The sequence below is a fragment of the Streptomyces sp. PL-29 genome, from assembly GCF_058344425.1.
In genome coordinates this window covers 3712685-3728290 of sequence record NZ_CP136996.1, presented here as the reverse complement: position 1 = coordinate 3728290, position 15606 = coordinate 3712685, and the positions used below count along the sequence as shown (strand labels likewise).

The 15606-nt window shown below is 68.5% G+C and carries 15 protein-coding genes; 4 read left to right on the top strand and 11 right to left on the bottom strand.

Annotated elements, in window-relative coordinates:
- Nucleotides 1–149 precede the first annotated feature (149 nt).
- Nucleotides 150–2804, top strand: coding sequence for an alanine--tRNA ligase (gene alaS, locus R4Z63_RS17080; RefSeq protein WP_384446031.1), 2655 nt, complete (start codon nt 150–152; stop codon nt 2802–2804).
- A gap of 45 nt (nt 2805–2849) precedes the next feature.
- Here alaS and R4Z63_RS17075 read toward each other — a convergent pair whose 3' ends face one another.
- Entirely contained in the window at nt 2850–3410 is a 561-nt protein-coding gene (locus R4Z63_RS17075; protein ID WP_384446030.1) for a GNAT family N-acetyltransferase, read from the bottom strand.
- A 456-nt stretch (nt 3411–3866) separates the two neighbouring features.
- On the opposite strand from R4Z63_RS17075, the gene R4Z63_RS17070 reads away from it, so the two are divergent.
- Nucleotides 3867–5156, top strand: a complete 1290-nt coding sequence (locus tag R4Z63_RS17070) for a DNA cytosine methyltransferase (RefSeq protein WP_384446029.1) — start codon at nt 3867–3869, stop codon at nt 5154–5156.
- Here the strand turns inward: R4Z63_RS17070 and R4Z63_RS17065 are convergent.
- From R4Z63_RS17065 to R4Z63_RS17045, 5 genes are all read right to left on the bottom strand, one after another.
- Complete coding sequence (locus R4Z63_RS17065) at nt 5149–5688, bottom strand: very short patch repair endonuclease (RefSeq protein WP_384446028.1); 540 nt, start codon at nt 5686–5688, stop codon at nt 5149–5151. The genes R4Z63_RS17070 and R4Z63_RS17065 overlap by 8 nt on opposite strands.
- Complete coding sequence (locus tag R4Z63_RS17060) at nt 5685–6647, bottom strand: NaeI family type II restriction endonuclease (RefSeq protein ID WP_384446027.1); 963 nt, start codon at nt 6645–6647, stop codon at nt 5685–5687. The genes R4Z63_RS17065 and R4Z63_RS17060 overlap by 4 nt, the downstream gene beginning before the upstream one ends.
- 267 nt (nt 6648–6914) lie before the next feature.
- Complete coding sequence (locus tag R4Z63_RS17055; protein ID WP_384446026.1) at nt 6915–8741, bottom strand: DEAD/DEAH box helicase; 1827 nt, start codon at nt 8739–8741, stop codon at nt 6915–6917.
- Nucleotides 8742–10157: a ParB N-terminal domain-containing protein gene (locus tag R4Z63_RS17050; protein WP_384446025.1), complete on the bottom strand. Its 1416-nt coding sequence runs from the start codon at nt 10155–10157 to the stop codon at nt 8742–8744.
- 61 nt (nt 10158–10218) lie between these two features.
- Nucleotides 10219–10908, bottom strand: a complete 690-nt coding sequence (locus tag R4Z63_RS17045) for an HNH endonuclease (RefSeq protein WP_384446024.1) — start codon at nt 10906–10908, stop codon at nt 10219–10221.
- Between the two features lie 502 nt (nt 10909–11410).
- Between R4Z63_RS17045 and R4Z63_RS17040 the strand changes: the two genes are divergently transcribed.
- Both R4Z63_RS17040 and R4Z63_RS17035 read left to right on the top strand, forming a co-directional pair.
- Nucleotides 11411–11869, top strand: coding sequence for a hypothetical protein (locus R4Z63_RS17040; RefSeq protein WP_384446023.1), 459 nt, complete (start codon nt 11411–11413; stop codon nt 11867–11869).
- Between the two features lie 191 nt (nt 11870–12060).
- Nucleotides 12061–12309: a hypothetical protein gene (locus tag R4Z63_RS17035; protein ID WP_384446022.1), complete on the top strand. Its 249-nt coding sequence runs from the start codon at nt 12061–12063 to the stop codon at nt 12307–12309.
- 303 nt (nt 12310–12612) lie between these two features.
- Here the strand turns inward: R4Z63_RS17035 and R4Z63_RS17030 are convergent, their stop codons facing one another.
- From R4Z63_RS17030 to R4Z63_RS17010, 5 genes are read right to left on the bottom strand one after another with little or no spacing between them, the layout of a single operon-like run.
- Nucleotides 12613–12891, bottom strand: a complete 279-nt coding sequence (locus R4Z63_RS17030) for a hypothetical protein (protein WP_037920892.1) — start codon at nt 12889–12891, stop codon at nt 12613–12615.
- A 50-nt stretch (nt 12892–12941) separates the two neighbouring features.
- Entirely contained in the window at nt 12942–13436 is a 495-nt protein-coding gene (locus R4Z63_RS17025) for a DUF5956 family protein (protein ID WP_384446021.1), read from the bottom strand.
- A gap of 59 nt (nt 13437–13495) precedes the next feature.
- Nucleotides 13496–14080: an HD domain-containing protein gene (locus R4Z63_RS17020; RefSeq protein ID WP_384446020.1), complete on the bottom strand. Its 585-nt coding sequence runs from the start codon at nt 14078–14080 to the stop codon at nt 13496–13498.
- Between the two features lie 6 nt (nt 14081–14086).
- On the bottom strand, nt 14087–15388 hold the full coding sequence (codA, locus tag R4Z63_RS17015) for a cytosine deaminase (RefSeq protein ID WP_304949872.1): 1302 nt from the start codon (nt 15386–15388) through the stop codon (nt 14087–14089).
- A gap of 39 nt (nt 15389–15427) precedes the next feature.
- The gene (locus R4Z63_RS17010) at nt 15428–15595 is read right to left on the bottom strand and encodes a hypothetical protein (RefSeq protein WP_384446019.1); all 168 of its coding nucleotides are present in this window, start codon (nt 15593–15595) and stop codon (nt 15428–15430) included.
- Nucleotides 15596–15606 lie beyond the last annotated feature (11 nt).

Here is a 15606-nt window from a genome sequence, read left to right as displayed (position 1 = left end):
GGATCTGGAGTCATGGTCTACACCGTGGGGGCGCGAGCTATCTGCGTCGAGCTGGAGAACTGAGAACCCCTCAGTCCCTGTTCTCGGCCCGGCTCGGCGTGTGATCGACCCCCATCTCTCCACGACTCTTCCGTGAGGGCCACACCACCATGCGCTCGACGCAGATCCGCTCCACCTTCCTGGACTTCTTCACCTCGCGCGGCCACCGCCAGGTCCCGTCCAGCCCGCTCATCCCCTCCGACCCGACGCTGCTCCTCGCCAACGCCGGCATGAACCAGTTCAAGCCGTACTTCCTCGGCGAGGTCACCCCGGACTTCCCTCGTGCCACGACCATCCAGAAGTGCGCCCGTACCTCCGACATCGACAACGTCGGCCGTACGAACCGGCACGCCACGTTCTTCGAGATGATGGGCAACTTCTCCTTCGGCGACTACTTCAAGGCCGACGCCATCGCCTACGCCTGGGAACTCCTCACCCAGGGCTACCACCTGGAGAAGGACCGCCTCTGGATCACCGTCTACCAGGACGACGACGAAGCCGAGCAGCTCTGGCGCAAGATCGGCGTCCCCGCCGAGCGCATCCAGCGCCTGGGCATGGAGGACAACTTCTGGTCCATGGGCGTCCCCGGCCCCTGCGGCCCCTGCTCGGAGGTCAACTACGACCGGGGACCGGCCTTCGGCCGCGAGGGCGGACCGGCCGTCGACGGCGAGCGGTACGTGGAGATCTGGAACCTCGTCTTCATGCAGTACCAGCGTGGTGAGAGCGACAAGAAGGGCGACTTCCCGATCCTCGGCGACCTCGCCCAGCAGAGCATCGACACCGGCCTCGGCGTCGACCGGCTCGCGGCGATCCTCCAGGACGTCGAGAACGTCTGCGGCACCGACCTACTCCACCCCACCCTCACGACCGTCCAGGAACTCGCCGGCCGCGACTACCCCGGCAGCGGCGAGGAGAAGGTCTCCTTCCAGGTCGTCACCGAGCACGCCCGCTCCATCGCCTACCTGATCGCCGACGGCGTCCTGCCCGCCAAGGACGGCCGCGGCTACGTCCTGCGCCGCCTGATGCGGCGCGCGATCCGCCACGCCCGCCTCCTCGGCATCGACCAGCCCGTCCTCGCCCCTGCCACCGCCAGCGTCATCGCCAACCTCGGCAGCGTCTGGCCCGAGCTGACCGCCCAGGCCGCCCTCATCGAGCAGGTCGTCACCGCCGAAGAGGAGTCCTTCACCCGCACCCTCGCCCAGGGCACCCGGCTGCTGAACGCCGCCATCACCCGCAGCCACGAGAACCGGTCCACGACCCTGACCGGCGAGACCGCCTTCGAACTGCACGACACCTTCGGCTTCCCCGTCGAGCTGACCGTCGAAGCCGCCCGCGACGCCGGCCTGACCGTCGACGAGGACCGCTTCGCCAACCTGCTCGCCGAACAGCAGCGACGCGCCAAGGCCGGCGGCAAGGCCAAGACCGCCGAGGCGCTGCGCCGTCAGGACGCCTACCGCGAGCTGTCGGCCCGCCACGGCCGTACCGAGTTCGTCGGCTACGACCGCCTCGACGCCGAGGCCACCGTCCTCGGCCTCATCTCCGACGGCACCGTCGTGCCCGGCGCCGAGCAAGGAAGCACCGTCGAACTGGTGCTGGACCGCAGCCCGTTCTACGCCGAGTCCGGCGGCCAGGTCGGCGACACCGGCACCATCCGCACCTCCGGCGGCGCGCTCCTTGAGGTCCTGGACACCAAGCCCGGCCTGGAGGGCTTCCACGTCCACACCGTCTGCGTCGCCGAAGGCGAGATCCGGGCCGGCGAGCAGGTCGAGGCCCTCGTGAACGGGGCCCGCCGGGAGGCCGTCGCCCGCTCCCACTCCGCCACCCACGTCCTGCACGCCATGCTTCGCCGCACCCTCGGCGACCACGCCCGCCAGCACGGCTCCCTCGTCGACGCCGGCCGCCTCCGCTTCGACTTCGCCCACTTCTCCGCCGTCGACCGCCTCCAGCTCGCCGCCATCGAGGCCCTCGTCAACGACCACCTCCTCGCCGACCCCGAGGTACGCGTCTGGCACGCCTCGCGCGCCGAGGCCGAGGCCGCCGGTGCGACCGCCCTGTTCGGCGAGAAGTACGGCGACCACGTCCGCATCGTCGACATCGGCGACTTCTCCCGCGAGCTCTGCGGCGGCACCCACATCGGCCACGGCTCCCACGCCGGCCCCGTCCGCATCGTCGGCGAAGCCTCCATCGGCTCCAACCTCCGCCGTATCGAAGCCCTCACCGGCCGCGACGCCCTCGACTACTACGACACCGAGCGCCACCTCCTCGAAGAACTCTCCGCCCTCCTCGGCACCCGCCCCCAGGACGCCCCCGACGCCCTCCGCAAGCGCCTCGACGCCCTCGCCTCCGCCGAACGGGAACTCGGCCGCCTCCGCGAGACCGAACTACGAGACCGCGCCCACCAGCTCGCCGCCTCCGCCCGCACCGTCACCGGCGGCCGGGTCGTCACCGAGAAGTTGACCGGCCTTGGCCCGGACGAGCTCCGCACGCTGGCCCACCACACTGCTGGCCTCCTCGACGGCGGCCGGGCCGTCGTCGTCCTCGGCACCGAGCACGACGGCAAGGCCCTTCTGGCAGCCGCGGTCACCCGCAGCCTCCACGGCACCGGCACCGAGGCCAGCCACATCCTCATCCCCGCCGCGCGCACGGTCGGCGGCGGAGCCGGCGGCAAGGGCCCGCTCGCCAGCGCCGGCGGCCGCCGCACCGAAGCCCTGGACGAGGCGCTCACGATTGCTGCTCAGGATGCCGCCCGCGCCCTCGGCCAGTAGCCGACGGACTGCTGGTGCCGCCACAAGCGGCACCAGCAGTCCGTGTCACAGCCCGTGTCCGCCGGGCGCCAGCTCCTTCAGGAGCACCACGCTCTCGTAGTTCGTCACACCCCACCGCCAGGACCCGACCGGCACGTAACCGCGCCTGCGGTACCAACCGACCAGATCGACCGCCTCGGCCGACGTATCAATCACTACCTGCGCAGACCCGAGCGCGGCAATACGTTCCTCCGCCAAGGCCAACAGTCGCTGCCCAAGACCCGCCCTCCGGTACGAGGGGTCCACCGCGAGCTGCCAGAACGACCCCGCCCCCGCCGGAGCCGGATATCCCTCCGGAGCCTTATACGGAACCGCCACCGTGACGGTGCCCACCGGCTCACCCGCCCGCAGAGCCAGCCAGCACTCGCCCCCACCCAGCCTGTAGGCCGTGTCCCCCATCGACTGATACGAGGCGAAGAAGACTCGGCCTTCGGCCGCATGGGCGGAGTAGGCGCGGTGAAGCAGACGCGTCAGGTGCGCAACGGAGTCACCCTCGGCGAATGACCGGACCACGACCGATTCACGGCTGCCGAGCCGTTCCGACCTGTCTGCTGGTGATCCGTCCACGCGATCAAGTATCGGCCGGAGAGAGATGCGCCGCCTGCTGAGCTGCGAGTGCACCGCCATACACCTGGGGCGGGGCGCGTTTGACTGCGCCCCGCTCCGCAAACGCGCAGCCTGTCCGCTACCGCGGGTCCGCAGGAAATGGCCTGCCCGCCGGGAGCAGCGATCGCTCCGGCGTAGCGCGAAGCGGGAAAAACTGCAGGTGAGCCGCGTCCGGACGGCAGTCCTTTGATTCTCTTGCACAGCCATCCGGTGAGCCCCGGTCCGCAGGGTTCCAGCCCTTTAGACTGGGTATTCCCACTGGTCGCGTTCGCGGTCAGCTGTACATCCCAGCCTCGGTGGACTTCCTGCCATACAGCTGGGATGTTCGTGCGACAGACGGACTCGTTCGCACGTTCGAGTCCGGCCTGCCGAGTGCAGCCGAGCAAGCGGTGGGCAGTGCGCGTGTATGGAGGACGAATGACGGATCTGCATGTGGTCGAGATCTGCGCGGGAGCGGGTGGCCAGGCCCTCGGTTTGGAGCGCGCAGGCTTCGAGCATGCCCTGGCGGTAGAGCTCGACGCGAATGCCGCCTCCACGCTTCGCCGGAACCGTCCGGCCTGGCACGTGGTGGAAGGCGATGTAGCAGATCCCGGAACATGGACCCCTGAGGACTACCGCACCGTGAACGGCGAGCAGCTGGACCTGCTCGCCGGTGGTGTCCCATGCCCCCCGTTCACGATCGCGGGCAAGCAGCTCGGGGCAACGGACGAGCGCGATCTGTTCGCCTGGGCGGTCAACCTCGCCGAGCGGGTGCGGCCGAAGGCGCTGCTGCTGGAGAACGTCCGAGGGCTGAGCGCCAACCGCTTCGCGGCATATCGCCAGAACGTCCTGGACACCTTGCAGAGCGCAGGCTACGCAGCGCAGTGGAAGCTGCTCCATGCTTCTGACTTCGGCGTTCCCCAGCTCCGTCCGCGCTTCGTGCTCGTAGCGCTTCTTCCTGAGTACGCAGAGTACTTCTCCTGGCCGGAGGAACGTCCCGATGCCCGTCTGACCGTGGGAGCGGCGCTTGAGGGCTTGATGGCAGCCAAGGGCTGGGAAGGTGCCAAAGCCTGGGCCGACGGAGCAGGCGACATCGCGCCCACCATCGTGGGCGGATCGAAGAAGCACGGTGGCGCGGACCTCGGCCCGACCAGGGCCAAGGCAGCGTGGGCAAAACTCGGCGTAGATGGCATGGGTGTCGCAGACGAAGCCCCCGAGCCAGGCTGGAAGCCTGCTGAGGGCAAGCCCGGGCCGAAACTCACCGTCGAGATGGTCGCCCGCATCCAAGGGTGGAAGCCCGAAGACAAGTGGTTCTTCGAAGGGCGCAAGACAACCACCTACCGGCAGGTAGGCAACGCCTTCCCGCCACCCGTCGCCGAGGCCGTCGGCCGGTCCATTGCGCGAGCCCTGCGGAAGGAAGGGGAGCGGAATGACCTCGTGGAAGCGACGGAGGCGATCCACGACCCGGTGTACAAGCTGCTCCGTGGCATGGAGCGCCCTCTCGGCATCGACCAGATCATCAAGCGGCTGGAGAAGTACGGGCAGTACCTGTCCGAGCCGGAAGTCGAAAGGCATCTCGCCCACTTGGAGCGGGATTTCATCATCACGCGCGTCCCGCGCTCCAGCGGGGCGCTGGGATACAAACTCGGCGAATTCAAGGCATTCGTCGGGCAGGAAGGCCATCAGCGGCATGAGCTCTTCGCGGTGAACCAGGCGAAGATCAGCTGACCGCTGGACCACACCCCTCGCCGCACGGGGGCAGGGTCGGCTTGCCCCGGCGCTTCAGCGCCGCAGCCTCCTGCCGCCGTGCGGTGACCGTGTCGACGACAGTACGCGCGCATGCCTCCGGGTCGAGATGCGCCCAGAAGCGGAGCACCAGCCAGCCTGCCTCGCTGAGGCGGTCGTCCGTATCGCGGTCGCGCTGGACATTGCGGCCGATCTTGTCCTCCCAATACGGCCGGTTGGTCTTGGGCATGACGAAATGCTCCGGGCAGCCGTGCCAGAAGCAGCCGTCGATGAAGACCGCCACCTTCACAGGCCGGAAGACCATGTCAGCCGTGCGGCGCATCTTCGGAAGCGGCTTGGCAGCGACGCGGTAGCGGAGCCCCGCAGCATGCACCAAGGAGCGCAGAAGCAGCTCCGGCGCGGTGTCGCGGTTTCGGTTGCCGAGCATGCTCCGCCGGTTCGCCGCCGACGAGGCCCACGAACCCTCAGGAGGTTGCCACCGCGGGAGCTCTCCCGCTGCTTCCTTCTCGCTCATATCTCCGGCAGCTTCGGTACAGCCTGTTCTGGATCAGCAGGCCCGGCGAGGACCCACTCCCGCCCGTCGAGCTCCACCCGCGGAGCCGCACCGTGCTCGGGCCGCGCCTCAGCGAGCCGCGCGCTCACAGACTCGCCCGGACCTGGCACCGGCAAACCGAGCGCTTCAGCGATGCGGCCGTGGCTGGAGTAGTGGCCCAGGATAACGATGCCGCGGGGTTGGAGCCGCGAACGCGACCCGCCGTTGTAGCGCACCCGCTTCATATAGTCCTCCTGCATGGCCACGGTCGCGACAACGGTCCGGCTGACGCGTCGGCCCTGGGCGCGCAGGAAGAGCTCGTCCACCCTCCGCTGTCCGCTCTTGTGGGAGAAGATCGCGTCGATGTCCGGCCCGGACAACCTCAGCAGCATGTTCTCCTGGAGCGGAGCCCGGTCGAAAAGCCACTTCACTGCCTGGCGCCCCGCGGCGCTCAGCGTCTTCTTGGCATCCCGGTTGCCGCCGCTGTTCAGCCGCTCAGGCAGGGCACGCACCAAGCCGGCGGACCAGCTCGACCGCTCATCGCTGGCCCAGACCACAAGCAGCAGGTGGCCGAGCGCCTCCGGGGGGATCATCCAGGCGCCCAGGGTCTGGGAGTACTTGCAGTCGACGTCGATCCCGGCGATCGAGTAGTCCATGTCGCGGCCGTCTGCGAACCCGAATTCACGCTGCAGGTTGATCTCGATCAGCGTGCCGAGGTGCGCCTTCTCCGTTTTGTACAGCTGCCCCCAGCGATAGCGGCCTGTGTGCTGGCCGTCCAGCAGCATGTCGATGCTCCGCCGGACCGCTGCGGCCATCCTGCGGCCGTCCGGATCGGCCGCAAGGAGATTCCGCGCCACAGCAGTCAGCTCGCGGTCTGCCTCATTGCCGTCGTCGCCGAGAGGCCACAGCGGGGTCTGCATACTCGTTCCGTCGCCATCCACGACGGGACTCTATCCATGCCGCGGGCAAGCAGGGCAGTCGCATCCGGGACAGCAGTGGCACACTTCGGCTGTGATTCGGGAACCAGCTGAGCTCAGCATCGACGAAGACGGGAAGGTCTCGCTGCCTATCGGACTCCTGGCGGAGGCAGGCCTTGGCACCGGGTCCCGCATCATGGCGTTCAGCGACGGGGACGGCCGCATCGTGCTCCAGCGGGAGGCAGATGCCTTGGAGAGGTTGCTGCAGGAGGGGACTCTGTGAGCTGAACCCTACAGCGCGCCCGTTTCAAGATGCTCGAGGACGGCCCGCATATCGGCCGCGTCCATCCCTGCGGCAACAGGGGCTTCTTCCTCCGGATCGCTGAGCTCGCGCACTGCGGGGTCGTCCAGGATCCTGCCCATGAATTCCAGCTTCTTCGCCAGTCTCATGGCGACGATCTCGTCGACCGTGCCCGCGGCTGCGAGCACGGTGATCCTGGTCTCGACGTCAGGACTCAGCCCAAGGCGGTGGATGCGGTCCAGGCTCTGCAGAAAGCGGCCAGCCTGGAAATCGCGATCGATGTAGACCGCGTCATGGCAGTCCTGGTGCAGGCTGATGCCTTCTCCGAGGGTCGCAGGGTTCGAGATGAGGACGGAGCAGTCAGGATCCTCCCTGAACCGGCGGAGCTCTGCTTCTCGGTCCTGGGTGCCACCGTGGACCGCAGCAGGCTGGAAGGGCGCCAGCAGCCGCTGCAGAGACGTAATGCTGCGGACGAAGCTCGCCCAGACCAGGGTCTTCCGCCCCAGTGAGGCATTCTCCGCAACGATGGCCAAGACCTCCTTGTACTTGGGTGCCACCTCGTACTCCGGAAGGCGGTGGAGGAGTTCCGACAGAGGGGCGTTCTCCGAAGCCTGCAACGGCGGGACGCGGAACTCGAGAGGCTCGTACCGAGTCGATCCGCCTACTAGAAGGGCAGGGCTGGTCGCAGCCATCAACATGCGCAGCACTGCTTTGCCGAGAGCCTGGAAGTCCATGCGGTCGGCAGCGGCCCTCGCAGAGACCTTGCCTCCAGCCTTGAGCGCCTCGTAGATCTCTTCGTGCAGAGGCGGCATCGCCAGCCGCCGCAGCCGGAGCTCTACTGGCGGCAGCCCCAGCTCTGCTTTTGTCGTACGAGTGAACATGGGTCTCAGCACCTGGCTCGCATAGGCGAGGTCGCCGCCGTCGACGGCCTGGGTCACCACTCTGCGCCCGTGGCCTGGCCACACGAAGGACAGGAGGTTCTCCAGGTCCTTGGCACCGTTCGGTGCCGGCGTGCCGCTGAGGATCATGCGAACGCGGCTGAGCGGACCGAGCGCGAGGCAAGCTGCGCCCCAGACACCGGCCCCCCCCAGCTTCATCCGGTGGGCTTCGTCGACGACAAGCATTGCGGGAGCTGCTCTGAGCCAATCGGAGAGCGCAGGCAGCGCCCCGTGCAGGCGCTCGTAGTTGACGATGAGGAGATCGGCAGAAGGAGGAGAGCCCTTGCCCATCACATGCGCCTGGAGCGGCTCAGCAAAGCACGCATCGGCTTCGTACCGCCATGCTTCGAACGCCGACTTCGGGCTGACCACGAGGATGCGGGACACCTCGCCCCGCTCTCTCAGTGCTGAGAAGACGGCCAGGGAGACCCGGGTCTTCCCAGCTCCGGGCACGCTGAAGTTAGCCCCGTTGCCCATCGAGAGCAGCCGAGCCGTGTCTCGCAGCTGGAACGGGGCCAGAGGGGCCTTCCAGCTTGCCCCGAGCAGGGTAGGGATCTGGTCGGCAGTGACAGCGTCCTCGCCAACCTCACCGCTGAGCAGCCTCTCGGCCGCGTCAGCGGTGTCGAGCATCTCTGTGACGAGACGCCGGAAGTCCTCCTCCCAGACGACGCTTTCCGGTTCAGGCCAGGAAGCCAACGCGCTGATGCTCGCAAGGAAGCTGTCCACGGGGACTGCGGCCGACAACCGGTCTGTCATCCGTCCGCTGGGAAAGCTGGCGATCATCTGCCCGAGAGCACTGCGGCAGGCAGGCACCGTCCTCAGCGATGCCCGGGTACGGGTGATGTCGAACCCGATCGTCAGACTGGGCTCGCCTGCCATCTAGCGAGCCCTCCCGAGAGTCTCGATGAGCCAAGTCACCCCGTCACCGGGATCCTGCACAGTGCGCTTGGCTTCAAGCGCGAGCTTCTGCAGTTTCTTCCGGAGGTCGGTGACGGCGTCGTCGAAGGCGTCCTCGTCAAGGCTGCTCTGAGCCCGGGACATGACGAGATCCGTGATGCACTGCTCGATGTCCCGGCCTGCATCGGCCAGGCGGGCGGGTGCTGCCTGCTTGCGCTTCTGGATGCGTGCATCACGGCCGGCGAATGTGATGGCTTCATCCATCGCATCGCGCAGTCTTTTTGCCTCCTTCTGCGCTTCATCGGCAGCATCCTGCTCAACAGATCCGCCAGGCTGGATGGCGACCCTCAAACGCAGAACGGTGTCGGTCAGCGATTTGGCCGCACTGAGGTCGGCGGAGGGGCCCTTAACCGCCCTACCCAAACCCGGGATGGCGGTACTCGCAGCAGGCCCGGCCGGTGCACTGCCCTCGGGAAGCACCTTCGACAGGTAGCGCTGGTTGAAGTCGTGGCCGATGAAGCGCACGTCGGTCTTGGCGAACCCGAGCAGCATGGCAGCCAGCCGACTCTCCAGCAGCAGCTCGGCCTTCTCCGGGTTCGTCGCGTACTGCTTGACGTAGGCGCGCTGGAGCTCGCGGAACTTCTCCGCCTGGTCCTCGAACGCCACCAGAGACAACTGGCCGCCAGCCGACCGGCTGCGTTCGATCAGCGACTCGATGTTCGCCAGCACCCACTGGTCCTGCCGGCACCGCTCCGCTGTTGTACGGAAAATTGAGGCGATTACCGCCAAGGGCGTCCCCCGGTCAACGAGTTCCTGCACCGCAAGGAGCCGGTTGATGTACGAGTAGTCGCGGCGGTGCTCCTTGCGCAGCTGCAGGGACAGCTCGATTGCCGCGATGTCCTGCCAGTCGCAGCTCTCCGGCAGGACGGCCACGCGCATCTCGTGCGTGGGCCCGTACAACTGGACCAGACCTGCGCGGCGGGTGTTGCCGTTGACGAGGACGCCCTCACGGGTGATCAGGCCGGGATCTGTCTGGCCGTACTCCTTCAGGCTGGCGACTAGTTCGTCGAACTCCGGATCCGTCCTTGCCGGATCCGCGGGAAGCACCTGCAGCAGCCGGTCCAAATACGCCTGGCTCTCGCTGCTCCAGGGGTCGTCAGCCAGTGCTGCCGCCTGCTTGGGGTCGTGGCTGGACTGGGCGCGAATGCGATGGGTGGCAGGGTTGTAGTAGAGATTCCCCGCCGGCATCTGAATGACTTCCAGGTGCTCAGGGTGCCCGCGCCACTCCACCGTCAGTGTCTCGCGAGGACCGCTGCCGGCCTCGACTTCCCGCAAACGGGACCGGACCAGCGCGCGGTTCTCCTCAGCGCTCGGCGGCAGAGCGTAGTCCTGTGCCATTTCCTTGTTCCTGCTTCCCTACGTCTTGTTGTCCAGGGGCCTCTGTGTGCTGAGATCGGCTTCAGGCGGTACCAAGCTGCGAGCGCAGCTTCGCTCGCGACTCTTCAGGCAGGGAGCGGTAAGCACTCCAGAGCCGGTCCAGCGCGGTGAACTCCCGCTGGTCGTCAGCCAACCAGCCCTCCAGGACGCGGCGATCCGAAGGGCTGAGCACTGCCGCTGCCCTGATGACCTCGCCGAGATCCGCCACTAGCGCACGGCCGCCGACTCTGCACCGCCGGCACTCAGTGACCAACTCCGTTGTCCGGCCTCCACCAGGCTTGATGACCTCTCTCCGAGCGATGTCGAGCTGGGCGGCTTCGTCTGTGCCGTCGTACAGCTCACCGGGGGTGATACCGCAGGAGCGGCACATGTTCCCGTCCCTCGCCAGAACCTCCCGCCGCCGTCCTGCGCCGATGGCTGCAGTGCCGGCCCTGCGTGTCGCCCGCCCGGGCAACCAGACCGGATCGCCCTGCTCGACGAAGCGCTGCTCGTGAGAGTCCAGCGTCGCGTCCTCGCGGTTCGTATCGATTCGCCATCCGAAGTCCCGTAGGTCCCTCATGCGGCGGTCGACCTGCGAGACACCAGGGAAGGCAGCACGGAGCTGCTCCTTGGTGAACGTCTTGCCCACTCCGACCTCGGATACGAGCCATAGCGCAGCACGCTTCATCGTTCCCAGGCCGGGATCCAGCCAAGAGGGCAGGGGTGCTTCCATTCGAGCCAAACCTCCTCGGAAGGGCAGTGAAAGGCGCCAACGGCCCCAACAGCCACCCATTACTAGCACGGAAAGCGCTATCGATTCCAGCGATCAGGCATCTTTACAACACCAGTAAAGATGGCCATCCAGATTGCCCGGAATGCGACGCTTCAGCCACTTCAGTCACTCGCTGAAAATAGTCCGCCCGATGGCTGGAGAACCCGAGGCCTCGCACCCCGTGAACGGATAGGCTCAGACCGATTGATCGTCTCCGTGCGCAGCCCCGGCAACCGGAAGGGGTCCCTTCGCTGTGCCAGCTTCAGGCCATATTGGAAGTTCCTACGCATCCGGCACTACTGGCGAGGTAAAGGAGTTCGCCGCAGCCCTGCGGATCGTCATCCAGTACGTCCAGCCGGGAGCCGCCTTGCATGTCGCAGCGGAGGCCCTGCATGTTTCGCCGTCCCAGCTGTCCCACTGGCTCCACGGGCGGCGACTTCCCGGCAGGGATGCGGTACACCTCATGTCCGAGCTGGCGCAACAGGGCGCCTACCGCATGGGAGTAGCGCTTGAGCTCGGACCCGCCGAACTCCAAGCACTGCTGTGCGCAGCCCGGCGGTCGAAAGGGCACCCTTCAGCCGACTGCACCTGTTCGGAGGGGGACCGGCGCAACGGGGCGACATCCAGCGAGGGGGACCGGCGCAACAGCCACAGCGCTTCGCCGGTGGGCGCCGACCAGCTCGACGCACCTCCAGACCTCCCCGGGGTGCTGGCCGAAATGAAAGCCGACCAGAGGATCGCCCTGCTTGCCGACCTGGCCGCCTCATGGGAAGAATCAGAAATCGCCCACGCAGCCGACAAACTGGCACGCGCCGGGATGGAGGCGGAAATGGAGGCGCTTATCCGTTACGCGAGAAAGGCAGGAAAGGATTCGACAGAGATAGCGGTCGCTCTCGCCATGCGCCGCATTCGGCTAGGATGATCCGCGTCGCAAATCCTCGCAGGTGACAAAATGAGGTCCGAGTAAGTTTTCACTCGGTTCCACCGCTCCACGCGCGCCATTGCATATCGTCAGTCACAACACGGGAAAGGCCCGGCCGCCTGGCTACCAACCTGAGCCGGCGCCTTCCCCGCCGAAACATCCCGACTAGTTCACTGATCAGGAGCTTCGCATTGAAGTGTAAGGCTGTCCTGGCACTCCTTGCCAGGAAGATCAAGGCTGCCCTGCACCGCCCTCCCCGCGTCGGCGGCGCCTCCGAAGGGGCGGTGCAGGGGTGGCCCTCGCCGCGGGCGCGGCGCCGGCTGCGGTTCCTCCGCTGGGTGCTCACCGTCCAGGCACTCAAGGGCGCAGTGTCAGCCGTAGCGGGTGTAGCAGCCCTCTGGCTGCTGCGGTCCTTCATCGACCTGATCCTGCATCTCTGACCGGAGGGCGGGGCAGGAAGGCCGAACCGCCGGCAGCGACCGGCGCCTGATGCTGGCGGCGGTCTCCCCAGGAGCCATCTGGGAGCCTATCCACTCCCCAAGTCCCTCCCAGACCATCTGAGACCGCCCCACACCAACCTCCTGACCTGCGGAAATGCCATCGCTGCTGGCAGGTTCCGCAACCGAACCTCGTTCGGGACGAAGAGGTCGTGGGTTCAAATCCCGCCACCCCGACTTCGTAAGACCAGGTCAAGGGCCTGATCCGCATCGCGGATCGGGCCCTTCCTGCGTTGCCGGGGCCCGTCAGTAGGGGCGGGGTGACATGATGTGGGGCTCTGTGGCCGGGGCCTCGAAGACGCAGCGGGGGATGCCCGGGCCGGGGGTGGCACGGACGGAGACCTTCGTCGGGGGGTCCGTCGGCAGCTCGACGCGGACGGTCACGGGGTGGTCGTGGTGGGTCGTCGCATGGCCCGTCTCCTTGCCGTCGACCAGGACCTCGACGACCGCGGTGCGGCCGGTCTGGACCGTGGCGCTGACCGAGTGGCCTGCGTGGTCGATGTGGAAGTGATGCCGCCGCCTCATGGGACCGCCTCCCGCCGCTGCCCCCACCGTTCCAGCGTAGCCAACACCCGCTACGCGCTCTCGTGGAGCGCGGCCAGTTCGGTGCGGGCCAGCGACGGGAAGTCAGGGGAGGGGGCCGCCGCGGCCAGGGCGTCGAGGTGGTCGAGGACCGCCGCGACCGTGGTGAACGGGCCGACCGGGCGGAGCAGCCAGAGGCGGCCCCGGGGGCGGGGCGGGAGCCCGAGCGCGGCGAGGGCCTCGTCGGTCTCCCGGTCCAGGTCGCGCAGGTCGGGTTCGGGGAGCGGGGCGCACTCCACGCCGGTGATGTGGCCGTGACCGTCGAGTGCGGTGTCCACGGCCCAGTGGGTGGAACGGTCGGGGATCCAGGTGCGGGCCGCGGGGGGCCAGACGTACGGGAGGAAGATCCAGCGCAGGTCCTCGGGGGCCGGCTCCCAGCCGAGTGCCTCCAGCTCCCGCATCTCGGGCAGCCGGTCGGCCTCCAGTTCGCTGCGGCCGCTGCGGCGCTGTGCGAGCGGGTGCGGCGTTCCGTCCTCGTCCCACGACATGCGGGCACGCTATCCGAAGCGGTGGCGGATCCACGTGACCTGCGCGGCGGGCGCCCCCGTCAGGCGTCCAGGGGGTTGGCCGCGATACGGGTGGCCGCGCCGCCCGCGACGTAGGCGGCGGCCGCGCAGCCGGGCTTGCGCTCCGCCTGGTCCTGGACGAGGGCGGTGAAGGCGGGGCCGAAGCCGGCGCGCGGGTGGGCGGCGAGGAGCCGGGCGGTGAAGGCCGGGGCGAACTCGGCGAGGCGCAGGCCGGAGACGTCGGCGCTGGTGCCCACCTGGAGGAGGTGGCTCTCGGCGTCCTGCGCCGCGCTGACGTCGTCCCGCATGTGCAGGACGATGATCTCCTCGGCGCGGGCCCGGCGGTCCGCCGGCCAGCCCAGGCCCGCCGTCAGCACGCGCGCCACGTGGCCGCCCGCCTCCTCGAAGGGCAGGGTGTGGCTGTCGAACGGCGCGGTCAGGCCCAGGTCGTGCAGGAGGGCCGCCACGTAGAAGAGCTCCCGGTCGTACTCCAGGCCGTGGTCCTGCGCGTACCGCGCGCCGAAGGCGTAGGAGCGCACGCTGTGGTTGAGCAGCGCCGTGTCCGCGTACTCCGAAGCGATCTCCAGGGCGGCACGGGCCGATGTGGTGTCGAGGGTCCACGTCATGGCACGTCAGCGTAGGCGGCGGGTGAAGTCGACGTCCGCCGGGGGCTCCCCGGGCCAGGACAGCCGGGTCGGCACGGTCGGGGTCTCGGCGAGTACGGAGCCGCGCGAGACCACGTAACGGGGCCGCACCTGGCGGCGAATCGCCTCCTCGGGCGTGGGCGCGGGCAGCAGCACGAAGGAGGCGGGGGCTCCGGCGGTGATGCCGTACGCGTCGGCGCCGAGGCCGAGCACGCGTGCCGCACGGTCCGTCACCATCGAGAAGGCCACCGGGATGTCGTCGGCGCCGGTGAGCTGGGCGGCGTACAGGCCGACAAGGGCGGTCTGCAGCGGGTTGGCGGTGCCGAGGGCGTTCCAGGGGTCCATCACGTCGTCGTGGCCGAAGGCCACGTTGACCCCGGCCGCCAGCATCTCCCGGACCTGGGTGAGGCCGCGCCGCTTGGGGTAGGCGTCGAAGCGGCCCTGGAGGTTGAGGTTGGCGAAGGGGTTGGCGATCAGGTTGATGCCCGAACGGGACAGCAGCCTCTGGAGTTTGAAGCTGTAGGCGCCGTTGTAGGAGCCCATGGCCGTGGTGTGGGAGGCGGTGGCCCGCTCGCGCAGGCCCGAGCGCAGGGCGAGGGTGGCGAGCACCTCCACGAAGCGGGACTGCTCGTCGTCGATCTCGTCGCAGTGGGCGTCCACCCGCAGGCCGTGTTCCTCGGCCAGTGCGAAGGCGGTGTGCAGCGAGGCGACACCGTCCTCGCGGGTGTCCTCGAAGTGCGGGATCGCGCCGACGACGTCCGCCCCGCGGGAGACGGCCTCGCGCAGCAGTGCCTCGCCGTCCGGGTAGGAGACGATGCCCTCCTGGGGGAAGGCGACGATCTGCAGGTCCATGACGTCCCGCACCCGGTCGCGGACCTCCAGCAGCGCGTCGAGCGCGGTGAGGGACGGGTCGGTGACGTCGCAGTGGGTACGGACGTGCAGGACGCCGTGGGCAGCCTGCCAGCGCAGCACCTCGGTGGCCCGCGCGACCACGTCCTCGCGGGTCAGGGTGCGCTTGCGCTCGCTCCAGCAGGCGATGCCCTCCCACAGGGTGCCGGAGGTGTTGGGGCGCGGCTCGCCGGCGGTCAAAGCCGTGTCGAGGTGGATGTGCGGTTCGACGAAGGGTGCGGTGAGCAGGCTGCCGTGCGCCTCGACGAGGACGCCGGTGGCCGGCGGTTCCTTCTGGTCGTCGTGGGGGACCACCCGCGCGATGCGGCCGTCCTCCCCGACCTCGACGTCGGACAGGCCTGGTGTGTGGAGCAGCCGGGCGCCCCGGACGATCATCCGCATGGCGCCAGCGTACGGACGAAGGCGGTCGGCCGCGCTCGTTCAGCCGCGCCTGGCCTGGGCCTTCTGCTGCATGCCGCGGGTCTTCGCCGCCGTGGAGTGCGGGTCCTTGACCGCGGCCTTCGCACGGGCCTGGGCAGCCGTGTTCTTCGCCAGTGCGCGTTCGGATTCCTGGTGCATGTGGTGGCCGGTGCGGGCCTTCTTGGCCATGATCGTTCCTC

Bases quoted from the DNA above. Each gene is read 5' to 3' on its own strand.
- alaS (WP_384446031.1), top strand. From the start codon at position 150: ATGCGCTCGACGCAGATCCGCTCCACCTTCCTGGACTTCTTCACCTCG.
- R4Z63_RS17070 (WP_384446029.1), top strand. From the start codon at position 3,867: ATGACGGATCTGCATGTGGTCGAGATCTGCGCGGGAGCGGGTGGCCAG.
- R4Z63_RS17065 (WP_384446028.1), bottom strand. From the start codon at position 5,688: ATGAGCGAGAAGGAAGCAGCGGGAGAGCTCCCGCGGTGGCAACCTCCT.
- R4Z63_RS17055 (WP_384446026.1), bottom strand. From the start codon at position 8,741: ATGGCAGGCGAGCCCAGTCTGACGATCGGGTTCGACATCACCCGTACC.
- R4Z63_RS17050 (WP_384446025.1), bottom strand. From the start codon at position 10,157: ATGGCACAGGACTACGCTCTGCCGCCGAGCGCTGAGGAGAACCGCGCG.
- R4Z63_RS17045 (WP_384446024.1), bottom strand. From the start codon at position 10,908: ATGGAAGCACCCCTGCCCTCTTGGCTGGATCCCGGCCTGGGAACGATG.
- R4Z63_RS17040 (WP_384446023.1), top strand. From the start codon at position 11,411: ATGTCCGAGCTGGCGCAACAGGGCGCCTACCGCATGGGAGTAGCGCTT.
- R4Z63_RS17030 (WP_037920892.1), bottom strand. From the start codon at position 12,891: ATGAGGCGGCGGCATCACTTCCACATCGACCACGCAGGCCACTCGGTC.
- R4Z63_RS17025 (WP_384446021.1), bottom strand. From the start codon at position 13,436: ATGTCGTGGGACGAGGACGGAACGCCGCACCCGCTCGCACAGCGCCGC.
- R4Z63_RS17020 (WP_384446020.1), bottom strand. From the start codon at position 14,080: ATGACGTGGACCCTCGACACCACATCGGCCCGTGCCGCCCTGGAGATC.
- codA (WP_304949872.1), bottom strand. From the start codon at position 15,388: ATGCGGATGATCGTCCGGGGCGCCCGGCTGCTCCACACACCAGGCCTG.
- R4Z63_RS17010 (WP_384446019.1), bottom strand. From the start codon at position 15,595: ATGGCCAAGAAGGCCCGCACCGGCCACCACATGCACCAGGAATCCGAA.